At 62.2% G+C, this 18,743-nt stretch carries 6 protein-coding genes and 2 pseudogenes; all 8 read right to left on the reverse strand.

Annotated elements, in window-relative coordinates; translation table 11 throughout:
- Positions 1–16: 16 nt before the first annotated feature.
- Positions 17–967 (reverse strand): SDR family NAD(P)-dependent oxidoreductase, encoded by a 951-nt coding sequence (locus MYCSM_RS26570; RefSeq protein ID WP_015309269.1) that lies wholly within the window; start codon positions 965–967, stop codon positions 17–19.
- A complete protein-coding gene (locus MYCSM_RS26575; protein ID WP_198344970.1) occupies positions 955–3,210 on the reverse strand; it encodes an MMPL family transporter in 2,256 nt (751 codons plus the stop codon). The genes MYCSM_RS26570 and MYCSM_RS26575 overlap by 13 nt, the downstream gene beginning before the upstream one ends.
- A 59-nt stretch (positions 3,211–3,269) precedes the next feature.
- A complete protein-coding gene (locus MYCSM_RS26580; protein WP_015309271.1) occupies positions 3,270–4,490 on the reverse strand; it encodes an FAD-dependent monooxygenase in 1,221 nt (406 codons plus the stop codon).
- Positions 4,487–10,162, reverse strand: coding sequence for an amino acid adenylation domain-containing protein (locus MYCSM_RS26585; protein ID WP_015309272.1), 5,676 nt, complete (start codon positions 10,160–10,162; stop codon positions 4,487–4,489). Before MYCSM_RS26585 ends, MYCSM_RS26580 begins: the two co-directional genes overlap by 4 nt.
- A complete protein-coding gene (locus tag MYCSM_RS26590) occupies positions 10,155–15,107 on the reverse strand; it encodes an SDR family NAD(P)-dependent oxidoreductase (RefSeq protein ID WP_442928544.1) in 4,953 nt (1,650 codons plus the stop codon). Before MYCSM_RS26590 ends, MYCSM_RS26585 begins: the two co-directional genes overlap by 8 nt.
- Positions 15,105–17,639 (reverse strand): annotated as a pseudogene (locus tag MYCSM_RS39150) (type I polyketide synthase); the annotation flags it as partial. The pseudogene MYCSM_RS39150 and the gene MYCSM_RS26590, both read right to left, overlap by 3 nt.
- A 51-nt stretch (positions 17,640–17,690) precedes the next feature.
- The gene (locus MYCSM_RS26595; RefSeq protein WP_015309274.1) at positions 17,691–17,879 is read right to left on the reverse strand and encodes a hypothetical protein; all 189 of its coding nucleotides are present in this window, start codon (positions 17,877–17,879) and stop codon (positions 17,691–17,693) included.
- Between the two features lie 302 nt (positions 17,880–18,181).
- Positions 18,182–18,656, reverse strand: a pseudogene (locus MYCSM_RS26600) (CoA transferase); the annotation flags it as partial.
- Positions 18,657–18,743 lie beyond the last annotated feature (87 nt).

Genomic DNA, 18,743 nt, shown 5'->3' on the forward strand with positions numbered 1-18,743 from the left:
GCGGTTACAGTAGCCATCACCGGTCACCCGCTTTCACCATGTCGCCGATTTTTCGGATGACCGGGTGCGACGACGCGGATCTCGTCGACCTGCTGATGCCGATTGCCATCAGAACATCCATCATTCGATCCGGCACGAAGCGACGCACGAGGGCGCTCGTCCACGAGTCGATGCCTACGCGGTATCGGGTCCTTGGGTGCTTGGCCGCTAACGCCTCGGCGACGGCCTCGGCGAAGTCTGCGGTCGTGGTCTTGCTTTCTTGTGCGCGCGCCTCGTTGGCGTTCAAGAACTCGATAAAGCGCGTGTGGTAAGCCTCCACGATTTCCGCGGGAGCCATCGCAAGAATCTGCTCTGCATATCTGTGCGTCTTGTGCCAGATCGGCGTGTTGACTGCACCTGGCTGGATGACCGAAACGGATACCCCTAATGGACGCAGCTCGCGCCGTAGCGTATCGCTGAGGCCTTCCTTGGCGAATTGAGATGCCGCATACGCTCCGAGAAACGGTGGCGCGATGTTGCCAACACCGGAGCTGACGTTGACGATCCTGCCCTTCGATGCCCGCAACAAGGGTAGGAAACGCTGTGTAACGGCCAGAGCACCAATAACATTCGTTTCGAGCTGCTTGCGCACAACATCTATCGGAACGCATTCCAGCGGCGCGCTGATGGCGATGCCGGCGTTGTTCACGACGGCCCACAGTGCGGTGTCGCTACACCGGCGGTCAACGAGTTCGCCAGCCTGCGCGATGGACGCTGCATCGGTGACGTCGAGCATGACCGGGATGAGCTCCCCCGCGGAAGGCGAGAGTCGAGAGAGTTCGGTGCCGCTTGATTCGGTTCGCACACCAGCGAATACGCGATAGCCGAGCCCACTGAGGTGGATAGCCGCAGCTCTTCCCAACCCGGTCGATGCTCCGGTGACAACGACAGACTTCGGTCGCGCAGGCGTCAAAGTCAGGGAACGCATTGCGCACCTACTTCGTCAAAATGGCTTGGTGCACAAGAAGGCCCGCGACGATGCCTACCGCGGTATGGAGTCATCCAACGAGGCAGCCACCAGTTCCAGCGCCCCATCAGGCGCATGGCGGCCGGGACCATGACGAGTCGGACGACTGTGGCATCAATCGCGATAGCGATTGCCGCTGCCAGCCCCGTTTGCTGTACCGTCACCATCGGAACGGCCACGAACGCAGCGAATATCGTGACCATCAGCAGTGCCGCCCCTGAAATCAGCGGCGCGGTTTCCACGAGCCCGTAGGTAACGCTCTCGGTATTATCGCCGGTCAGCTCGTAGCGTTCCCGGACGCGGCTCAGCAGGAATACCTCGTAATCCGTGCTGAGGCTGAACAACACGGTGACAAGAAGTATGGGTACAAAGTTCTGTATCGGCCCGACCGACTCTATGCCGACAGTGCCCGCGAGAAAGCCGTGTTGGAATATGAGTACGACAGCGCCGACGGATGCGCCGACGGAGAGCAGATTGAGCGCGATCGCCTTGCATGGCAACAACAACGAGCGCAGTGCCAGCACGAGCAGTAGGTAGATGGTCACAAGCATGATGGCGATGACAATGGGACTGGCATCCGAAATATGTTGGCTGGCTGACAATACGATGGCGGCCGTACCGCCGACTGATATGTGCCACCCCGGAGCAGCGGTGTGCTTGGCGACAGTGCGAACCTCGCCAAGGAGTGTTGCGACATTCGAGTCGCCAGCACCCTCGTTCGAAAATACGTCGACGGCAATAGTGTTGCGGTCGGCCGACACGAAGCGATTGATGAGCGTCCGGGAATCCGCTGGCAGAAGTTGGAAGTTGGTAGGCTCGATCGCGGCGAACGGATCGGCCGGCATCACCGTATGCAGGAGAGGAACCGGCGAGGCAACTCGCACGACGTGGTCCAGCTGACCCAAGCTAGTGGTCATAGCTTCCAGGCGTGCGAAATCCTTTGTGCCGGAGAACGGTCGCTCGGCTTCGATAACAACCAGTATTGGGTCGACGGCGTTCTTCCCGTACTGCTCCTCGACCAGATCGTTGCCCTGGCGGACCGACGAGCTCTTCGGCAAAGCCGAAGCGTCGGCGCCACCCGTCTGCAGCCCAAGCGCTGGCACCGCCAGGCCTAGAAGTGCGATAGACGTGATCGCCAGCGCGGCAACTGGTCTGGCCATGATGGTTCGGGCAACTCGTTCCCACCGTCGGCGTGCTGGATCCCGGCTGGACGGCAGCCACGGCACGCGCCATGCGGTCGCGCGAGAACCGAGCAGGTACAACACCGCGGGTAGCGCAATAAGGCAAGTGATGACCGCCACCACGACAACGATGACCGCCGTCACCGCCATCGAACGGATCAACGGCAAGTTGACGATGAGCAGCGTCGTCAGTGCGGCAGCGACTGTGGCTCCCGAGGCAGCCACGGTGCGTCCAGCGGTTCGCATGGTGTTCGCGAGCGCGGCAGCTCGATCCAGAACCCTCAGTTCGTCGATGAACCGGCGGATCATGACAAGGGAATAGTCGACGGTGACACCGAGGCCCAGCATCGTTGCGATGGTCTGGGCAGCGACGGTCAGTTCGGCAACGCCAGCGACCCAGGTCATTACACCCATCGCTATGACGATTGCGGTCACGCTCACAGCCAGCGAGACCAGCGCCGCGGCGACACTTCGATACAGGACCAACAGGATAGCGATCACGAGGGGCAACAGGATCAGTTCGATTCGGCTGAGAGCAGCCGCGCCAACCTCGTTGACTGCACCGACGGAGGCCGCCTGCCCCACCAGATGTACGCGCAACCCTGCTTCGTTGAAGACAGACAGTCCGCGTTCGACCTCGGGAAGAACCCGTTTGGCCGTGTCGTCGTCGATGCCGAGCTCCAGTGTTGTGAGTGTTGTCCTTGCGTCGCGGCCAAGGGCCTCATCCTTTTGCGGCCCTGTCAGCGAACGCCAATCGGGCTGACTGCGGATCTGCAGTCGCGGATCGGCAGTGACCTGCCGGATCACACCCGCGACACGGTCTTCGAATTCCGCTGAGGGCGCACTGAACCTGTCGTCGTGCACCAGCAGCGCGACGCTCGATGATCCACGCCCGATGAAGCCTGCATCCTGCGCCTGCTCAGCCCGCGCCTCTTCTGAGCCTGGCACCGTCCAGCCACCACCGCTGAGCCGGCTATTCAGATGTGCAGAGTAAAGCCCGAACAGCACGAACAAAACCGACACCACCGCGACTATCCAGCCTGCGTACCTAGCAAGCCACCGCGCGAGAACGTCCAATGAAATCACCTCCTTGGACAAGCGAAATCTGGTCGGTGATCAAGCTCCACCGTTCGGCGAGGGTCATCAGGACACCCCAGATCGAACTGCATCGGACGGATGATGCGTCGCTTGAGGATTCGAGTCGGGACACCACGCGCCCCGATGTTTCGCACTGCTCGGAGCACTGGGCTCTCGACCTGCTCGAGGCGACTCAGCCGACGTGAAGTCCTTACCAACATGCGGGTACGCGCACGGCGTGTGTCTTCGTAATGCCTCAGCGCCGCAACGGGATCAGGAACTGCGGCCAGAGCCTCGGCAAGCACATATCCATCCTCGATAGCAGAGCTGGCACCTTGACCGATGCTGGTGAGCATCGGGTGTGCCGCGTCGCCAATCAAGGTGATAGGGCCGTTGCCCCAACGGTTGAGAAATGGCCGATCCTGCGCGGGCACGCTGACAATCTCGTGTGTTGGTGTTCGCTCGATCACCGCCACAACTTCAGGTGCCCACCCCTCGAAGGAGGCGAGTATCTCCCACTTTCCACCGCGCCACTCGTGAGCCCGGGCGGCGGGCATATTCTTCGTTGCCCACCAATAGGCGTTTCCCCCACCGATGTCGATCAGTCCGAACCGCTGCCCCCGACCCCAGTAGTGGCCACAGTATCCGCGCACCATCTGCGGATGGCTGAACGGTGTAGTGGCAAGCGAGCAGACGTAGCCGTACTCGGTCGGTTGTGACTCACCGCAGAGTGTGGCCCGAACGATAGACCGGATGCCGTCAGCGCCGATCAGTAGATTGGCGTCGATGACTCGGCCGTCGGTACAGGTGGCTCTGACTCCTCCATCGCCGATTTCGACCTTGACTACCTCGGCGCCGTACCGGACAGGCGGGTCGGCAGCCGCCGCCTGCAACGTTCGCATCAGATCGTTGCGGTGAATGCTGACCACCGGATCGCCGAGTTCGGCGGTCATCGATGAAACTGGCAGCGAGCGAATCAATTTCCCACGGGCGGTGCGTAGCTCGAAGCATTCCAGAACTCGCCCGTAGTCACCCGTGGTCAAATCGATACCTAGGGAACGGAGGACTTTGGTGGCGTTACTCGCCAGGCCCAGGCCCGTCCCAGTGGGCCGCCGCTGCGCCTGGGCTTCGTAGACTTCAACGTCGATGCCTTTGGTGCGCAGCGCAATTGCTGCTGTCAGCCCGCCGATTCCTGCACCGACGATCGTTACCTTCGGCGTGTTCATCTCAACGCCGCTTCCAGTTTCGACGCGACGTCAATGACATTGGGTTCGGACATCATCGATAGGTGATCGCCTGCGACGTCGATGACGCTCAGGCTGCGGGGCATCAACCGCTCCCAGCCATTGGTTGGGCTCGTGAAGCTGCTGCCGACGATGCGGTGAACATCGGCAGCGACCGTCGGCAACTGCTCGGTCGACTTCAGCAGTGTGATGTCGCGATCCAACCGCGTATGGCGATAATTCATCGTTGCCTCGTAGTTGGCGTGGAAAATGTCGTAGAGCCTTCGGATCAATTGCGGCGAGCTCTCAGCTGGAACGATCTTTGCCTCGATCGCCTGCCCGAGGAACGAATCGAACAACGCGTCACAATCCATTCCGTCATACCTGCCCACCAGTTTCGACGCATCAGAACCCCGCGCTTGCGACAGCAATTCCATGAAGAACCAGATGATCAGGTCCCTGTCAGCGATCACAGGCCGCGGGCTGTCAGTGAGCACGATCGTGTCGATCAGGATCAGACGTGCCAGTTCGTCGTCAGCCAGCTGCCGAGCCATCTCGGCCGCGACGTAACCCCCGAAGGACCATCCACCGATGTTGTATGGCCCTTCCGGCCGCACTCTACGAATGGCCGCGATGTACGATACGGCCAAGTCGCTCATCGTGCGAAGCGGTTTTGCTCCAGGCTCTGCGCCTGCCGCCTGCAACGCATAGATCGGCAGATCGGCCGGAAGGTGCTTGGCAAGGTTCAGGTAACACAAGACATTCCCGCCGATCGGGTGGATCAGGAACAGGGGTGGACGATCACCCGAGCTGCGCAGCGCGACAAGTGGATCGAACGCCCGGAAGACGGCACCGGTCGTCACCAACCGGGCAAGATCGGCCGCGGTCGGGGCGGCGACAAACGCGTCGAGCGGAATCTCCACGCCCCAGGAGCGCGAGATCGCCATTATCACCCGCATCGCGCCAATCGATGTGCCACCCGCATCGAAGAAGTTGGTGTCCGCGGCGAAACTTGCAGCGCCAGCAAACTCCGCCATGATGTCCGCGATCGCCCGCTCCCGTCCGTTGCGCGGCGGTGTGCCCTCGGTTTCGTTGGCGTCATGCGACAAAGGCAATTCACGCAGCGTCTTGTCGTCACGCTTGCCGCTAGGGGTGAGCGGGAGTTCATCGAGCCAGACGAAGCGGTCCGGAATCATATGCTCCGGGAGCACACTGCGTAACCGTGATCGAATGCCATTGGCAGTGACCGCGTCGCTGTCGCCTACGAGGTAGGCCACCAGCACGGAATCAACGGTGTGAAGTCGGCGAGCAACGACCGCGGCCGCGCGAATCACGTCGGCGTACAGGCGCTTGATCACGATCTCGACTTCAGCGCATTCGACGCGAAAGCCGCGTACTTTCACTTGAGTATCGATACGCCCGAGACAAACGATGTCGCCGCTGGGTAGCTCTCGGCCGACGTCTCCGGTTCGGTACATCGTGACGGGGGGATCACCGACCCGAACGAACCGCTCTGCAGTCAGATCGGGCTGCCCCTCGTAACCCGAAGCGACACAACGTCCGCCGATGCAGATTTCGCCCTTGTTCCCCGGTGACAGCGGCCGTAGGTCCGGCCCGATGACCGCAAGCGTCGCGCCCTCGATCGCGGTGCCGATCGGCGGCAGCATTGGAAATTCGTCCGGCGAACCGGTCATTGGGTAGCTGGCGGCAACATGCGTTTCGGTCGGGCCGTATTGGTTCTCCAGTAGCACACCTGGTAACCGGGTGCACAACCGGCGGATCTCCGGTGTCACTCGCAGTTGCTCGCCCGACGAGATCAGCACCCGCAGCGATGCTGGCCACGTGCAGGTGGAACAGGCCGCCTCGGCGAACGCCTGCAATGCGACGAACGGAAGGAAGACGCGCTCAATTCCTTCGTCGGCGACTAAACGCACCAGCGCCACCGAATCCTTGCGCTGCGCTTCCGACACCAACCGCAAGGTGCCGCCACCACACAGGGTCGAGAAGATCTCTTGGAACGACACGTCGAACGACAGCGGCGCGAACTGCAGGGTCGAACTACCGACCGCACCGGACGTTTGCCTATTCTGCCATGTAATCAGATTGGCCAGCGCGCGGTGGGGCATTGAGACGCCCTTCGGCGCACCGGTCGAGCCGGATGTGAACAAAACATATGCCGCGCTGTTCGGATCGATCGCCGGCAGCACGCCTGCCTCAGGTGTTTCTACCAGCTGTCGGACCTCGGAAATGTCAGAGATAACGCGGAATGGCCTCGCCTGCCGGATCATTGCGTCGATTCGGGCATTCGGATAACTCACATCAAGCGGTACGACGGCTGCCCCCGCCTTCAGAACACCTAGGACCGTTGCGATGAGCTCAGGCGAACGATCCAGCATCACGCCGACGCGCGCTCCTGGCGGCATACCGGCGGCAAGCAGTCCGGCGGCGATTCGATCTGCGCGGCCGTCCAATTCGGCATAGGTCCATGTTCGGCTATCATCAACCAGCGCAACCGAATCGGGTTCTTCCGCCGCCTGCTGGGCGACAAGCTGCGTGACGTCAGGAGCAGCCACCTCGTTGGCGCGTACATCGAGGGCCCGGTCGGGTGAGCGTACGATTTCCGCCAGCACACCCGTAAACGCGATCGCGTATTCGCGCGCTTGCGCGGCTGTGACGCTTACCGGATCACCATTGACGCGTAGGAACAGCCGCCCCCTTCGCGGGTCGATGCCTGCGGTCGCGAGCAGAGCGAAGTTTGTCTGCTCGTAGCTCTCGAAGTCGAGCAGTTCGACCCCGGTGGCTCTCGCCAACGCAGCGAAGTGATGGTAGTTAACGAAATTGAACGCCGTTTTGAAGAGTGTACGGCCCGCATCAGATTGCATCGCCTGCAACGGATAACGTCGATATCGGTGGCTCGCACGCTCGAATCGGGCAATGTGTTCGACGGTCTCCAGGCATGTCGCCTGAGCGCCGTTGAGCCGGATCGGAATGGTGTTAAGAAACAATCCTGCGGCCGCTTCGGCCCCGACACGGCCAGGGCGACCGTGGGTGACCACCCCAGTCGTGACGTCCGCTTCACCCGAAATCCTCTGTAGAGCAATGCAATGCACAGAGAGCAACAGCGACTTGATCGGTATATCACTAGCGGTCGCAAGCTTTCGAGCAGCATCCTCTAACCACTGAGGAATCAGGACCGTCACAATCGGAGGGACAGTCGTGGGCGCTTCGTAAACAACGTAAGATTCCAGCGACGTTGCACACGATTCGGACAGTGCAGCACGCCAGAATTCCTGTGCGGCAGGGTTTTCGAGTGCCTCCATCTCAGCACGGACATACTCGGCGAGGATGGCGGACGAGTACGGTTCGGTGTTGATCGGTCGCACGTCGAGACCGACGCTGACCAGATAGTCCTGCAGTAGCTCGCCGATGAGGTTCACGACACTCCAGCCGTCTAGAAGTGCATGATGGAATGCGAAGGCAAGGTCGATGCCATCTTCGCGTACAAAGGCGCGCAGGCTGTAGAGCGGGCCTGAGCTGATGTCATACGTTTTCCGGTGCCCGGCAGCCATATAGTCTTTGACATCTACATCGCTTGCTCCGATCACAGCGTCGAAAGCTCGCGGCACTGTTGACCTGACGACTTGCAACGGCACCGAATGTTGCTTCAGTTCAAATGACGACCGTAGCGCGGGGTGCCGCTGGACCAGCCGATCAAACGCGTCGGTGAACTGCTGTTCGTACCAGGGCATCGCTACGCGGTATCGGAAGACGTCCTTATACATCGTCGATTCGGCACGCTCGATACTGTGAAATAGCATGCCGAGTTGCAACCCGGTTGCTGGAAACGCATCCTCGGCATCGTGCAGCGACGCGCGATCAATTAGAGGGAGCATTGCGAACGAGTCCGTGATGCCCTGCGGCTCTGCCGCCGTCAGTCGCGAATTCGACTCTGCCAGTTCGGCGACCGTAGGTCGGGCGAAAAGCTCCTCGATATCGAAAGCTATCCCGCGCTTTTCTGCCTCGCTCCGTACGGCGAGGGCAAGGATCGAATCTCCGCCTATGGTGAAGAAGTTGTCGTGCACACCCACACAGTCGACGTTGAGAACCGACCCGAACACGTCCACCAACGCCGCCTCGGCCGGAGTACGCGGCGCGACGGCCGAGCGATCCCGCGTGACCGGTCGGGCCAGCGCCCGACGATTCACCTTTCCGCTTGTCGTGAGCGGGAGCTCAGTCAATTCGACGAAGCTGGTGGGAATCATGTACCCGGGTAACCGCCGTGCGAGGTGATCGCGGAGCGCAGTGAGGGAAACGAAATCTCCTACGAAGTAACCGATCAGGTTGGAGCCATGATTATCCGATGGTTCGGCTATCGCGACCGCCGAGCGCACCCCCGGACACGACTCCATCGTGGCTTGGACTTCTCCGAGGCTTACTCGGTTGCCACGCACCTTGACTTCATCGTCGATGCGGCCCAAGAACTCAAGGTTTCCGTCCGACCGCCAGCGGGCGAGATCACCGGTTCGATACAGTCGACCGCCCGGCACGCGTTGGTCGTCGATGAAGGAATCCGCCGTCAAATCGGGTCGGCCACGATAACCGCGGGCCAGGCACACGCCGCCGATATTCAACTCACCGGCCACCCCCACAGGGCAAGGGCTCCTGCGCTCGTCGAGAACCAGCAGGGTGGTGTTGTCGATCGGCTTTCCGATCGGGACTACATCGACCGTGCCGGCCGACGGGCAGTCGAAGTAACTCACGTCCACCGTCGCCTCAGTTGGCCCGTAGAGATTCACCAGCTGCGGCACCCCGATGACGCCGAAGACCCGATTGAACCGCTCGACCAACGCCGGAGTAAGCGCTTCCCCGCTACAGAACACCATGCGCAACGACGTCAGCCGGTGGATCGAGTCAGGTTGCGATTCCAGCTGATCGAGGAATGAGCCGAGCATCGACGGCACGAAATGCATCACAGTGACCCCATGGCTCTGAATTGCGGCGACGATCTTGCGCGGATCGCGCTCTGCACCGGGTTCGATCATGGCGACACGCGCGCCCGCCATCGCCCACCACAGCAATTCCCACACGGAAACGTCGAACGTCACCGACGTCTTCTGCAGGATCACATCGTCGGCGTCAAGCGGGTACTGCCGCTGCATCCACCGGAGGCGGTTCACCACCGACCGGTGCTCGACCATGACTCCCTTCGGTTGGCCGGTCGAGCCCGACGTGTATATGACGTAGGCCAAGTCGCCGGGCGACGCGACTGGTTCGACGAGATCCGCTCCGGCAGTGGTCGGTTCGACGCGACTGGCACCAAGCTCGTCGACGATTTCGGCGAAATCGGTCCTGGCTACGACGACACGCGCACCGCAGTCTTCGATGACCGTACGAATCCGCAGTAGCGGGTATTCCGGATCGATGGGCACATATGCGGCTCCGGCGCGGAGGATTCCGTGTATCGCGACTAGAAGCTCCGGTGACCTTGGCACGATCACGGCGACGCAATCGTCACGACAAACACCCTTGGCGCGCAGCACTTCCGCGACGTGGTTCACCGCGGCGTCGAAGTCCGAATAGCGCAGAGTCCCGCTCTCCGAAACGACCGCAATGCGATCGCCAGAAATGTCGGCGGCCAATCGGTCGACCGTCATGTCCAACGCGAAATCAAGCATCGATCGGCGCTCCGGAGGAGAACGTGGTCAGCTGAGTTCGATCCGCCTCGGACAGCATGTCAAGTTCGCCGACTTGCATATCTGGCGCGTCAAGCGCTTTTCGGATCAAGGTCAAGACATGACGCATGGCATCGGCGAACCGGTAGTTCGCATCGAAGACATCGTCGGCATAGAAGACGTCCACGTCGAGCGAACCGTCTCGTTCATTGTCACGAACGGAGATGTTGACCGCATCGAGTGAGTACCCCGACGCAAGCACAGTCGATCTTTTCCATAACGCCAGTGCGCGTTTGTCGTCAGGAATTGTCTGATACGAGTACGTGACGTCGAACATTGGCGAGGATGCCCCGTCACCCTCCTGAACCGCGGAGACGATATCACCGTAGGCGAATCTCTGTCGGCCCCGTAGATCCCACACCCGCTGCCGGACACGGTCGGCGAGGTCGGACATTGACGCGTTGTCGTCCCCCACAATTCGCAACGGCAGAATGTTCACCATGCAACCGACGGTGCCGAGTTCGGCATCGGATGAACGGTTGAGAAACGGGACGCCGATCACGATGTCACGGCCACGGTGTACTCGACGCAGATACTCGCCGACCGCAGCAGCGGTGAAGGCGAATATTGAATGGCCGGTGGCTCTAATGCGCTCAGCCATCTCAGGATTCACGTTCAGGGCGTGTCGGTGGCGAGTGCGACTACGCATCGATCCGCTACGGGCGAATAGAGCAGGCTCCACGTCACGGAATTCCTCGACGAAGTATTCGCGATCGGCCACCCAGTCCGGCGAGTGGCGGTAGTGACGCTCTGTGCGCACGAAGTCGAGATAGCTCGGCATCGTGATGTCGTCCGTACCGCGGGCCGCGATTTCCGATTGATATTCGTAAGAGAGCTGACCCATCGCGAGATTGACGCTCCACCCGTCCCCAACGGCGTGGTGGAAGCACCCGTACAAAATGAAGGAATCGGTCCGATCGACGAGGACAGCGACACGTACTAGCGACCCGTTCAGCGGCAACACCTCTTCGCCCGCCTCGTCGATCCAGCACCGGCACGCCGCCTCAGGGTCCACCTCACCGGTGAAGTCCACGAACTCGAGTTCGGGCACCTCGGCACCGACGCGCTGAACGAACTCGTCGTCTCGAATCTCAAAACGCAGTCGCACCGCGTCGTTCCGCAGATGTGTTCGGCGCAGGCACTCTTTCATCCGGTCTAAATCCACGGTGCCATCCAGGCGGGTGTAGGCGACGGCCTGCGCGACGGGCAGGTCCGGATAGCGCGCGCTGACCGCGAGAATGTCGCGCTGATAACCCGTCACCGGCCAGTATTCCTGTTCCACATCTCCATTACTTCGCTCTTCTGTCGGCTGGGTGATCTGATTGGCGCCAAGTGCACTGACCAGGTGTCTGGCCAACGCTGATGGCGTCGGATGATCGAACACGGCTTTGGCAGGCAGCTTCAAACCGGTCGCTGATTTGAATCGATTCCTGAATTCGACGGCGCCTAGTGAATCGAAGCCGAGGTTCTTGAACTCCTCGTCGGCTTCGACCGCGTCCTGGGAGTCGTACCCGAGAACTGCGGCGGCGTGTGCACGCACGAGGCCCAGAAGTTCGCGTTCCTGTTCGGATGGGCTCATCGCTGCGAGCCGCTGCCGGAGATCCGAAGAGGATTCGACTGCGACAGATTCCGCGCTGCGCCGTACCCCGCGGATCAAACCACGGAACACTGTCGGCAAGCCCGTCAACGCCGAATCGGAACGAACCGCGGCAAGGTTGAGATGAGCCGGCACGACGAACGAGCGCGCTTGCAGGAGTGCCGCGTCAAAGTGTGCGAGTCCCTCGTCCGAAGACATCGGGACGAATCCGCTTCGAGACATTCGCGCGCGATCGTGGTCGTCGAGATGGCCTGTCATCCCGGTGGTTTGCGCCCACCAGCCCCACGCCATGGAAATACCCGGCAACCCTTGCTGTCGACGATGGTGTGCGAGTGCATCCAGGAACGCATTTGCCGCAGCGTAATTGGCCTGACCGCGGGACCCCAGAACACTGGCCGCGGACGAGAACACCACGAACGCCGACAAGTCCGCGGAGCGGGTCAGTTCGTGCAGGTTCCAACCCGCATCGATCTTCGGCCGCAACACCGACTCAAGATGGCGTGGCGTCTGCGTACCGAGCATGGCGTCATCGAGCACCCCAGCGGCGTGAATAACAGCGGTCAACGGATGATCGTCGGGGATACCAGCGAGAAGTCGCTGCAACGCAACTCTGTCCGCCGCATCACACGACGCGATATGTACGGACGCACCGAGCTCGGTGAGCTCCGACTCAAAGGCGGCAGCACCGTCAGTAGCACGTCCCCTGCGGCTGATCAGCAGCAGATTGCGTACACCGTGACGAGCCACCAGATGCCGCGCGAGGAGCATGCCCAGTACACCGGTGCCGCCCGTGATCAGCACAGTGCCTTCCGGGTCGAGTGGCCTGGGTACGGTCAACACCAGCTTGCCGACATGGCGGGCGCGACTGAGGTATCGATAGGCATCCGACGCGTGTCTAATGTCCCAGCAATGCACCGGAATCGGCCGCAGCTCGCCCGCCTCGAACAGGCTGACCAATTCGCCGAGTATGTCCTGCGCACGGTCGAGACCGGCTTCGGCTAGATCGAACGCTCGGTACCGAACACCCGGATGGCGCGCCGCTACCTCGTCTGCATCCCGGACGTCACTCTTGCCCATCTCGATGAATCGTCCGCCGCGCGGCAACAGTCGCAGCGAAGAGTCGACGAATTCCCCTGTGAGTGAATCAAGTACGATGTCCACGCCTTGCCCGCCGGTGGTCGCAGAGAATTTCTGTTCGAAATCCACCGCACGCGAGTTCGCTATGTGGTCCGCCTCGAATCCCATGCCGCGCAGGATCTCCCACTTTCCTGGGCTTGCAGTTGCAAAGACCTCGAGGCCCCAGTGCAGAGCTAACTGCACTGCAGCCATACCAACCCCGCCGGTGGCGGCATGCACGAGCAGCCGCTCACCCGCGCGTACGCGACCCAAATCTGCCAACGTGTAATACGCGGTGAGGAAGGCCGCAGGTACCGCCGCTGCCTGTGCATAGGACCACCCTGCGGGAATGTGCGCGATCGTCCGATGGTCGGCGACTACAACAGGCCCCGCCCCGTCGAACAGGCCCATCACTCGATCACCTCGAGCGAACCCGACCACACCCTCTGCGACCTCAAGCACGACGCCGGAGCCCTCGCTGCCGACGGTGGCCTCTGCGTCGGAGTATAGACCCAGTGATATCAAGACATCCCGGAAGTTCACGCCCGCGCATCGCAATCCAATACGCACTTCGCCGGGTGCCAGCACACGCTCGGATTCGGGCCACGGGCGAAGATTGAAGTTGCGCGGGTCCAGTGTTCCGTTGTCGAGGACGGCGAGTCGCCAACTTGTTCCCCCGATGAGTTCTGCGCCTCCGATTCGGTCCGCAGCAGCGTGCACCAGGCGCGGGGCAAAGCACACGCCATCGCGAACGGCGAGTTGCGATTCGTCACGGCGGGTCGATTCGGCGACCGCAATGTCTGCACAGGCCCAGTCGTCGACGTCAACAAGAAGTATCTGCCCAGGATTCTCGGACTGCGCGCTGCGCAACAGCCCCCACACCGAGGCTTGGCCGAGATCCACGACATCTTCCGATGAGTCGACCGCGATCGCCCTGCGAGTGAGCACCACCAGTCGTGCCTTCTCGTCACGGTCAACGTCCGCCAGCCAATGCTGCGTTCGCTCGAGCACGAGTGCCAGCGCATCCCGCGTCTCCTCGAGGAGCGCTGAGGTGTTCCCAGTCGTTGTCGGACAACGCAATACGGTTACATCTTCCGCAATGGTGGTGTCCGTGGCTTCACCGGCGGCAAGCGTGACCCAGTCCACTCCATACAATTCGTCGTCGGCAGTTGTGCTCACGCGCAATTGACTTGGCGAAACACCGCGCAGGGCAAGCGAATCGACGCTGGCCACCATGCCTCCACCGCTGTCCATGACAGTAATGGATATCGTGTCGAGGTCGACAAGCGTGACCCTGGCACGGAGCTGCGTTGCGCCGACCACATGCAGCGAGACGCCTTCCCATTCGAATGGCAATCTGGTCAGCTCCGACTCTGTGAGTACGCCGCTTGCACCGACACCGTGCAGGATCGCGTCGAGCAGCACTGGATGCAGACCGAACTGATTCGCGTCGGCTTTCGCTTGTTCAGGCAACGCGGCCTCCACGAACACCTCGTCGCCGCGGCGCCATACCGCACGCAGACCACGGAACGCCGGACCGTATTCGTATCCACGCTCCGCGAGCATCGGATAGGCCTCGGCAACGTCGACCGGTTCCGCACCCGCCGGTGGCCATTCCGCGACCGCCTGTTCGATGTTGGCGTAAGGGGGGTCAGAGAGAATGCCTTCGGCGTTCAGCGTCCACGTCCGATCGGTCCCGTCGTTGTCGATCCGCGAGTAGATCCGCACCGGACGTTCGCCCGTTTCCTGCCACGCGCCGACGACGACCTGCACTACTACACCGCCGTGTTCGCCGACGATCAACGGGGCACGCAGGACGAGTTCATCGATCCTGGGACATCCCACACGATCACCCGCGTGTAGCGCTAGCTCCACCATCGCCGAACCCGGCATCAACGCGACCCCGCGGACCCGATGATCGCCCAACCACGGATGGGTCGCGAGCGACAGCCTGCCCGTCAAGATGATGCTGCCCGATTCCGCCTGTGGCACAAGCGCGCCGAGCATCGGATGCCCCGCGGCGGTGACACCGAGGGTCTTCGCGTCGGCGGACCCGGCGCCCGAGCTCATCCAATAGCGCTTTCGCTGGAAGGCGTAGGTTGGCAGCTCGACACGGTGCGCGCCGAGGTCGTCGAACATGCTTGCCCAGTCGGACGATCCTCCGTGTACGCGCATTTCGGCGGCCGACAGCAGGAATCGCCGCATGCCGCCGTCGTTGCGCCGAAGTGTGCCAATCACGCAGTGTTCGGCGTCGCAGTCCTCCAAGGATTCCTCGATGCCCGCAGTCAACACCGGATGCGGACTGGACTCGACGAACGTGCGATAACCGTGTTCGCGCGACCATCGTACGGCCTGTTCGAACAGCACCGGTTGCCGGAGGTTCGCGAACCAGTAGTCGCCATCGAGGATCCTGGCGTCCAGTCCCGCGCCCGTGACCGCGGAAATGAATTCGATATCGCAGGTCCGCGGCTGCAGCCCCGACAGTGACTCGAGCAATGTCTCCCGCAGAGTGTCGACGTCAGCGGAATGTGAGGCATAGTCGACGGGAATCCGGTTGGCGGGCACCGCGTCTCGCTCGCATACGACCATCAACTCGTTTAAGGCTGCTGCGTTGCCGGTGATGACGGTCGAGGAAGGACCGTTTTGCGCGGCTATGGAGATCGATCCGACCCATGGTTGGACCAGTGCGTGAATGCGTTCAGCGGGCCATGCGATCGACACCATGCCGCCGGTTCCCGCGATTGCCGTGATCGCCTTGCTACGCAATGTGATTACCTTCGCGGCGTCTCGCAGGGACAGGGCTCCTGCGACGTAGGCCGCCGCAATTTCGCCTTGCGAATGACCGAGGACGGCCTCGGGATGGATACCCAGCGCTCGCCACTGCGCGGCCAGCGACACCATCACCGCGAACAGCACGGGCTGCACCACATCGACCCGGTCGAGACTCAGGGCGCCGGCACCACCCCGCACGGCCTCCATTAGCGACCAGTCAACGAACTCGGCGAAGGCGGCATCACAGAGCCGCATCTCGTCGGCAAACGCCGGCGCGGAGTCCAACAGTTCGACTGCCATTCCCTCCCATTGCGAACCCTGGCCGGGGAACACGAAGACCACTCGCCCGGTAGCAGCTGCCTTTCCCGTGGCCACGTTCGGTGCAGGCTCGCGGGATGCGATCGCGGCCAAGCCGTTCAGTAACTCGTTACGATCGGCGCCTACCGCAGCCGCACGGTGGTCGAAAAGTGCGCGGGTGGTGGCCAGCGAATACGCCACATCGTTGGGCTCGAGTTCGGGGTGCTGTTCGACGAATCGAACCAGCCGGGCTCCCTGTTCGGCCAGTGCCGAGGCCGACTTCGCGGACAACACCCACGGCATCACCGGCGGACGAGCGGACCTTGATGGCACGGTTCTAACCGCTGTTGGCGCCTGCTCCAATATCACGTGGGCGTTCGTTCCGCTGATGCCGTACGACGAGACGGCTACGCGCCGAGGCTGGCCCGGCTGGTCAGGCCATGCACAGGCGCTTTCGACAATCTTGATTGTCCCGGATGACCAATTCACTTGGGGTGTCGGCGAATCCATATGCAACGTCGCGGGCACCACGCCGTGCCGAATCGAATGGATGGCCTTGATCATCCCGGCGACACCCGCCGCGTGCTGTGTATGACCGATGTTCGACTTGACCGAGCCGATCAGCACTGGCCGCGTCACTGAGTGGACGTCGCCGTATGTCGCCTGCAGAGCTTTCGCTTCGATCGGGTCGCCAATCCTCGTGCCGGTGCCATGCGCCTCAACCACGTCGACATCTCCCGCGGTCAAGCCGGCGTCGATCAGAGCTTGTTGAATCGCCCGCTGCTGGGCCGGACCGCTGGGGGCGGACAGCACTTCGGAGGCTCCGTCCTGTCCGACGGCAGTGCCACGGATGAGCGCGAGGACTGGATAGCCGAGGATGCGCGCGCGCGACAGTCGGGCCAGCACCAACACGCCGGCGCCTTCGGCGACACCGAACCCGTCCGCCGCCGCGGCAAACGGCTTACATCGGCCGTCCTCGGACAGCGCGCCCTGCCTTGCGAAGCCGACGAAGATGCTTGGTGAGCACACCACGGTTGCACCGCCCGCGACCGCCAGCTCACATTCACCTGACCGCAACGAGCGCACGGCAAGATGCAGTGCAACTAGAGAAGACGAGCAGCCCGTGTCGACCGTCAGCGCAGGACCCTGCAGCCCGAGTGTGTATGCCACCCGGCCGGATGCGACGCAGGGGCTGGTGCCCGTCGCCAGATAGCCCGCGAATCCTTCGCTATCTTCGTGGATCCGGGGGCCGTACTCCTGGCCGCCAACGCCGACGAACACGCCCGTATCGCTGCCGTGCAGAGAACCCGGGTCGATCATCGCGCGCTCCAGCGCCTCCCAAGTCACCTCCAGCAGCAGCCGCTGCTGGGGATCCATTGCTTGGGCCTCGCGAGGAGCAATGCCGAAGAATCCCGGGTCGAAATCTCCGACATTGTCCACAAATGAGCCTGCTCGCACGTACGTGGCGCCTGGCGCCTCGGGATCTGGTGCTAACAGGGCATTGAGGTTCCACCCTCGGTCGGCGGGAAACGCCGAGACGGCTTCGCGTCCCTCAGATATCAACTGCCACAGGTCATCCGGCGAGCTAACACCGCCCGGAAAGCGGCATCCCATCCCGAGAACGGCGATCGGCTCACTGGGTGTGTGTCCGAAATTCGACTCGACAACGTTCAACGCCATGACTCTCCCCTAGCCCTGTGCCCAACGCGCCGTTGCGCGGTGCACTTCCTCGTCTGATCCCCGGACTCGCTGGATGACGCGCAGGTTCCCGTCGTAATGCGTCGCAACCCAGCCGATGCCGCGTTCGCGGTCGACGCGCAGCAGGGTGCTGTCCTTAGCCCAAGCGTGGCCGGTCGCATGCAGAGGGATGTTCGTCATTTCTTTCACCTCCATCGCGGTGGAAGGTGGTGATAGCGCGCTTTGTTTACGTCATGAAAGCGTCACTCGAATTGGGTACGACGCGAGCAGTGGTGCACTACTGCAATCTCGCGCGGCCGAGAGCGGTACTACTTAGTCGGCACGCGTCGGAACCCGATCTACTGCTTGCCTGTCAGACGGCGAGATCCGTGTAGCGGTGGGTGCTGCCTGGGTGGCTGGGCCGACAAGTCGTAGATGCTGGTCCTCTAAATAACCGAGCCGTCGGCAGCATCGCGCTTCTTTTTGCCGACCCTGTCGACGGGATTCTGCGCTCCTTCACGGCAGGTGAGTACGGGTGTGACGCACGCGTCGGTGCCCGCGAAAATCTCGGTCCATTCGTCGCGGGTCTTGCTCGCAAACTTCTCCGCGAAAAGTTTGTGCACTTCGGGGAAGCCGCCGCGTCGAGCTGGTTCCCATTCCGGACCGTTCCCGCTCGTAGGGCGCGGCGACGATGCCGAGCAGCACGAACATCGACCCGCCGCCGAGGTTGGCCGCCAGCGCCAACAGCTTGTCGGGCTCGCTTTTCACGTCGAGATCGACGATGCGCTTGTCGCGATGAAGAAGGTCCAGGTTTTCGGCCGGGATCTGCAGGCCGCCGGGCCTGCGCACCCGCACCACGTCGGCGCCGAGGTCCGCCAGCACCATCGCGGCGTGCGGGCCCGGGCCGATGCCGCCGAGTTCGAGTACTTTCACCCCGGCAAGGGGGCCATTGTTGCTCCCCGGTGCAACGTAACGCAGCGGCCCTAGTCAACCGCGGAAACGTGTTTGCGCCCGGAAGCGTCGCGCGCGTCAATTTCGTCCGTTTTCCCCGAGGGCCGCAGTCAG

The sequence above is a fragment of the Mycobacterium sp. JS623 genome, from assembly GCF_000328565.1.
Classification (GTDB): domain Bacteria; phylum Actinomycetota; class Actinomycetes; order Mycobacteriales; family Mycobacteriaceae; genus Mycobacterium.

Coding starts and splice junctions, on each gene's coding strand:
- MYCSM_RS26585 (WP_015309272.1), bottom strand. CDS start 10,162: ATGCTTGATTTCGCGTTGGACATGACGGTCGACCGATTGGCCGCCGAC.
- MYCSM_RS26570 (WP_015309269.1), bottom strand. CDS start 967: ATGCGTTCCCTGACTTTGACGCCTGCGCGACCGAAGTCTGTCGTTGTC.
- MYCSM_RS26580 (WP_015309271.1), bottom strand. CDS start 4,490: ATGAACACGCCGAAGGTAACGATCGTCGGTGCAGGAATCGGCGGGCTG.
- MYCSM_RS26595 (WP_015309274.1), bottom strand. CDS start 17,879: ATGACGAACATCCCTCTGCATGCGACCGGCCACGCTTGGGCTAAGGAC.
- MYCSM_RS26590 (WP_442928544.1), bottom strand. CDS start 15,107: ATGCGCGTACACGGAGGATCGTCCGACTGGGCAAGCATGTTCGACGAC.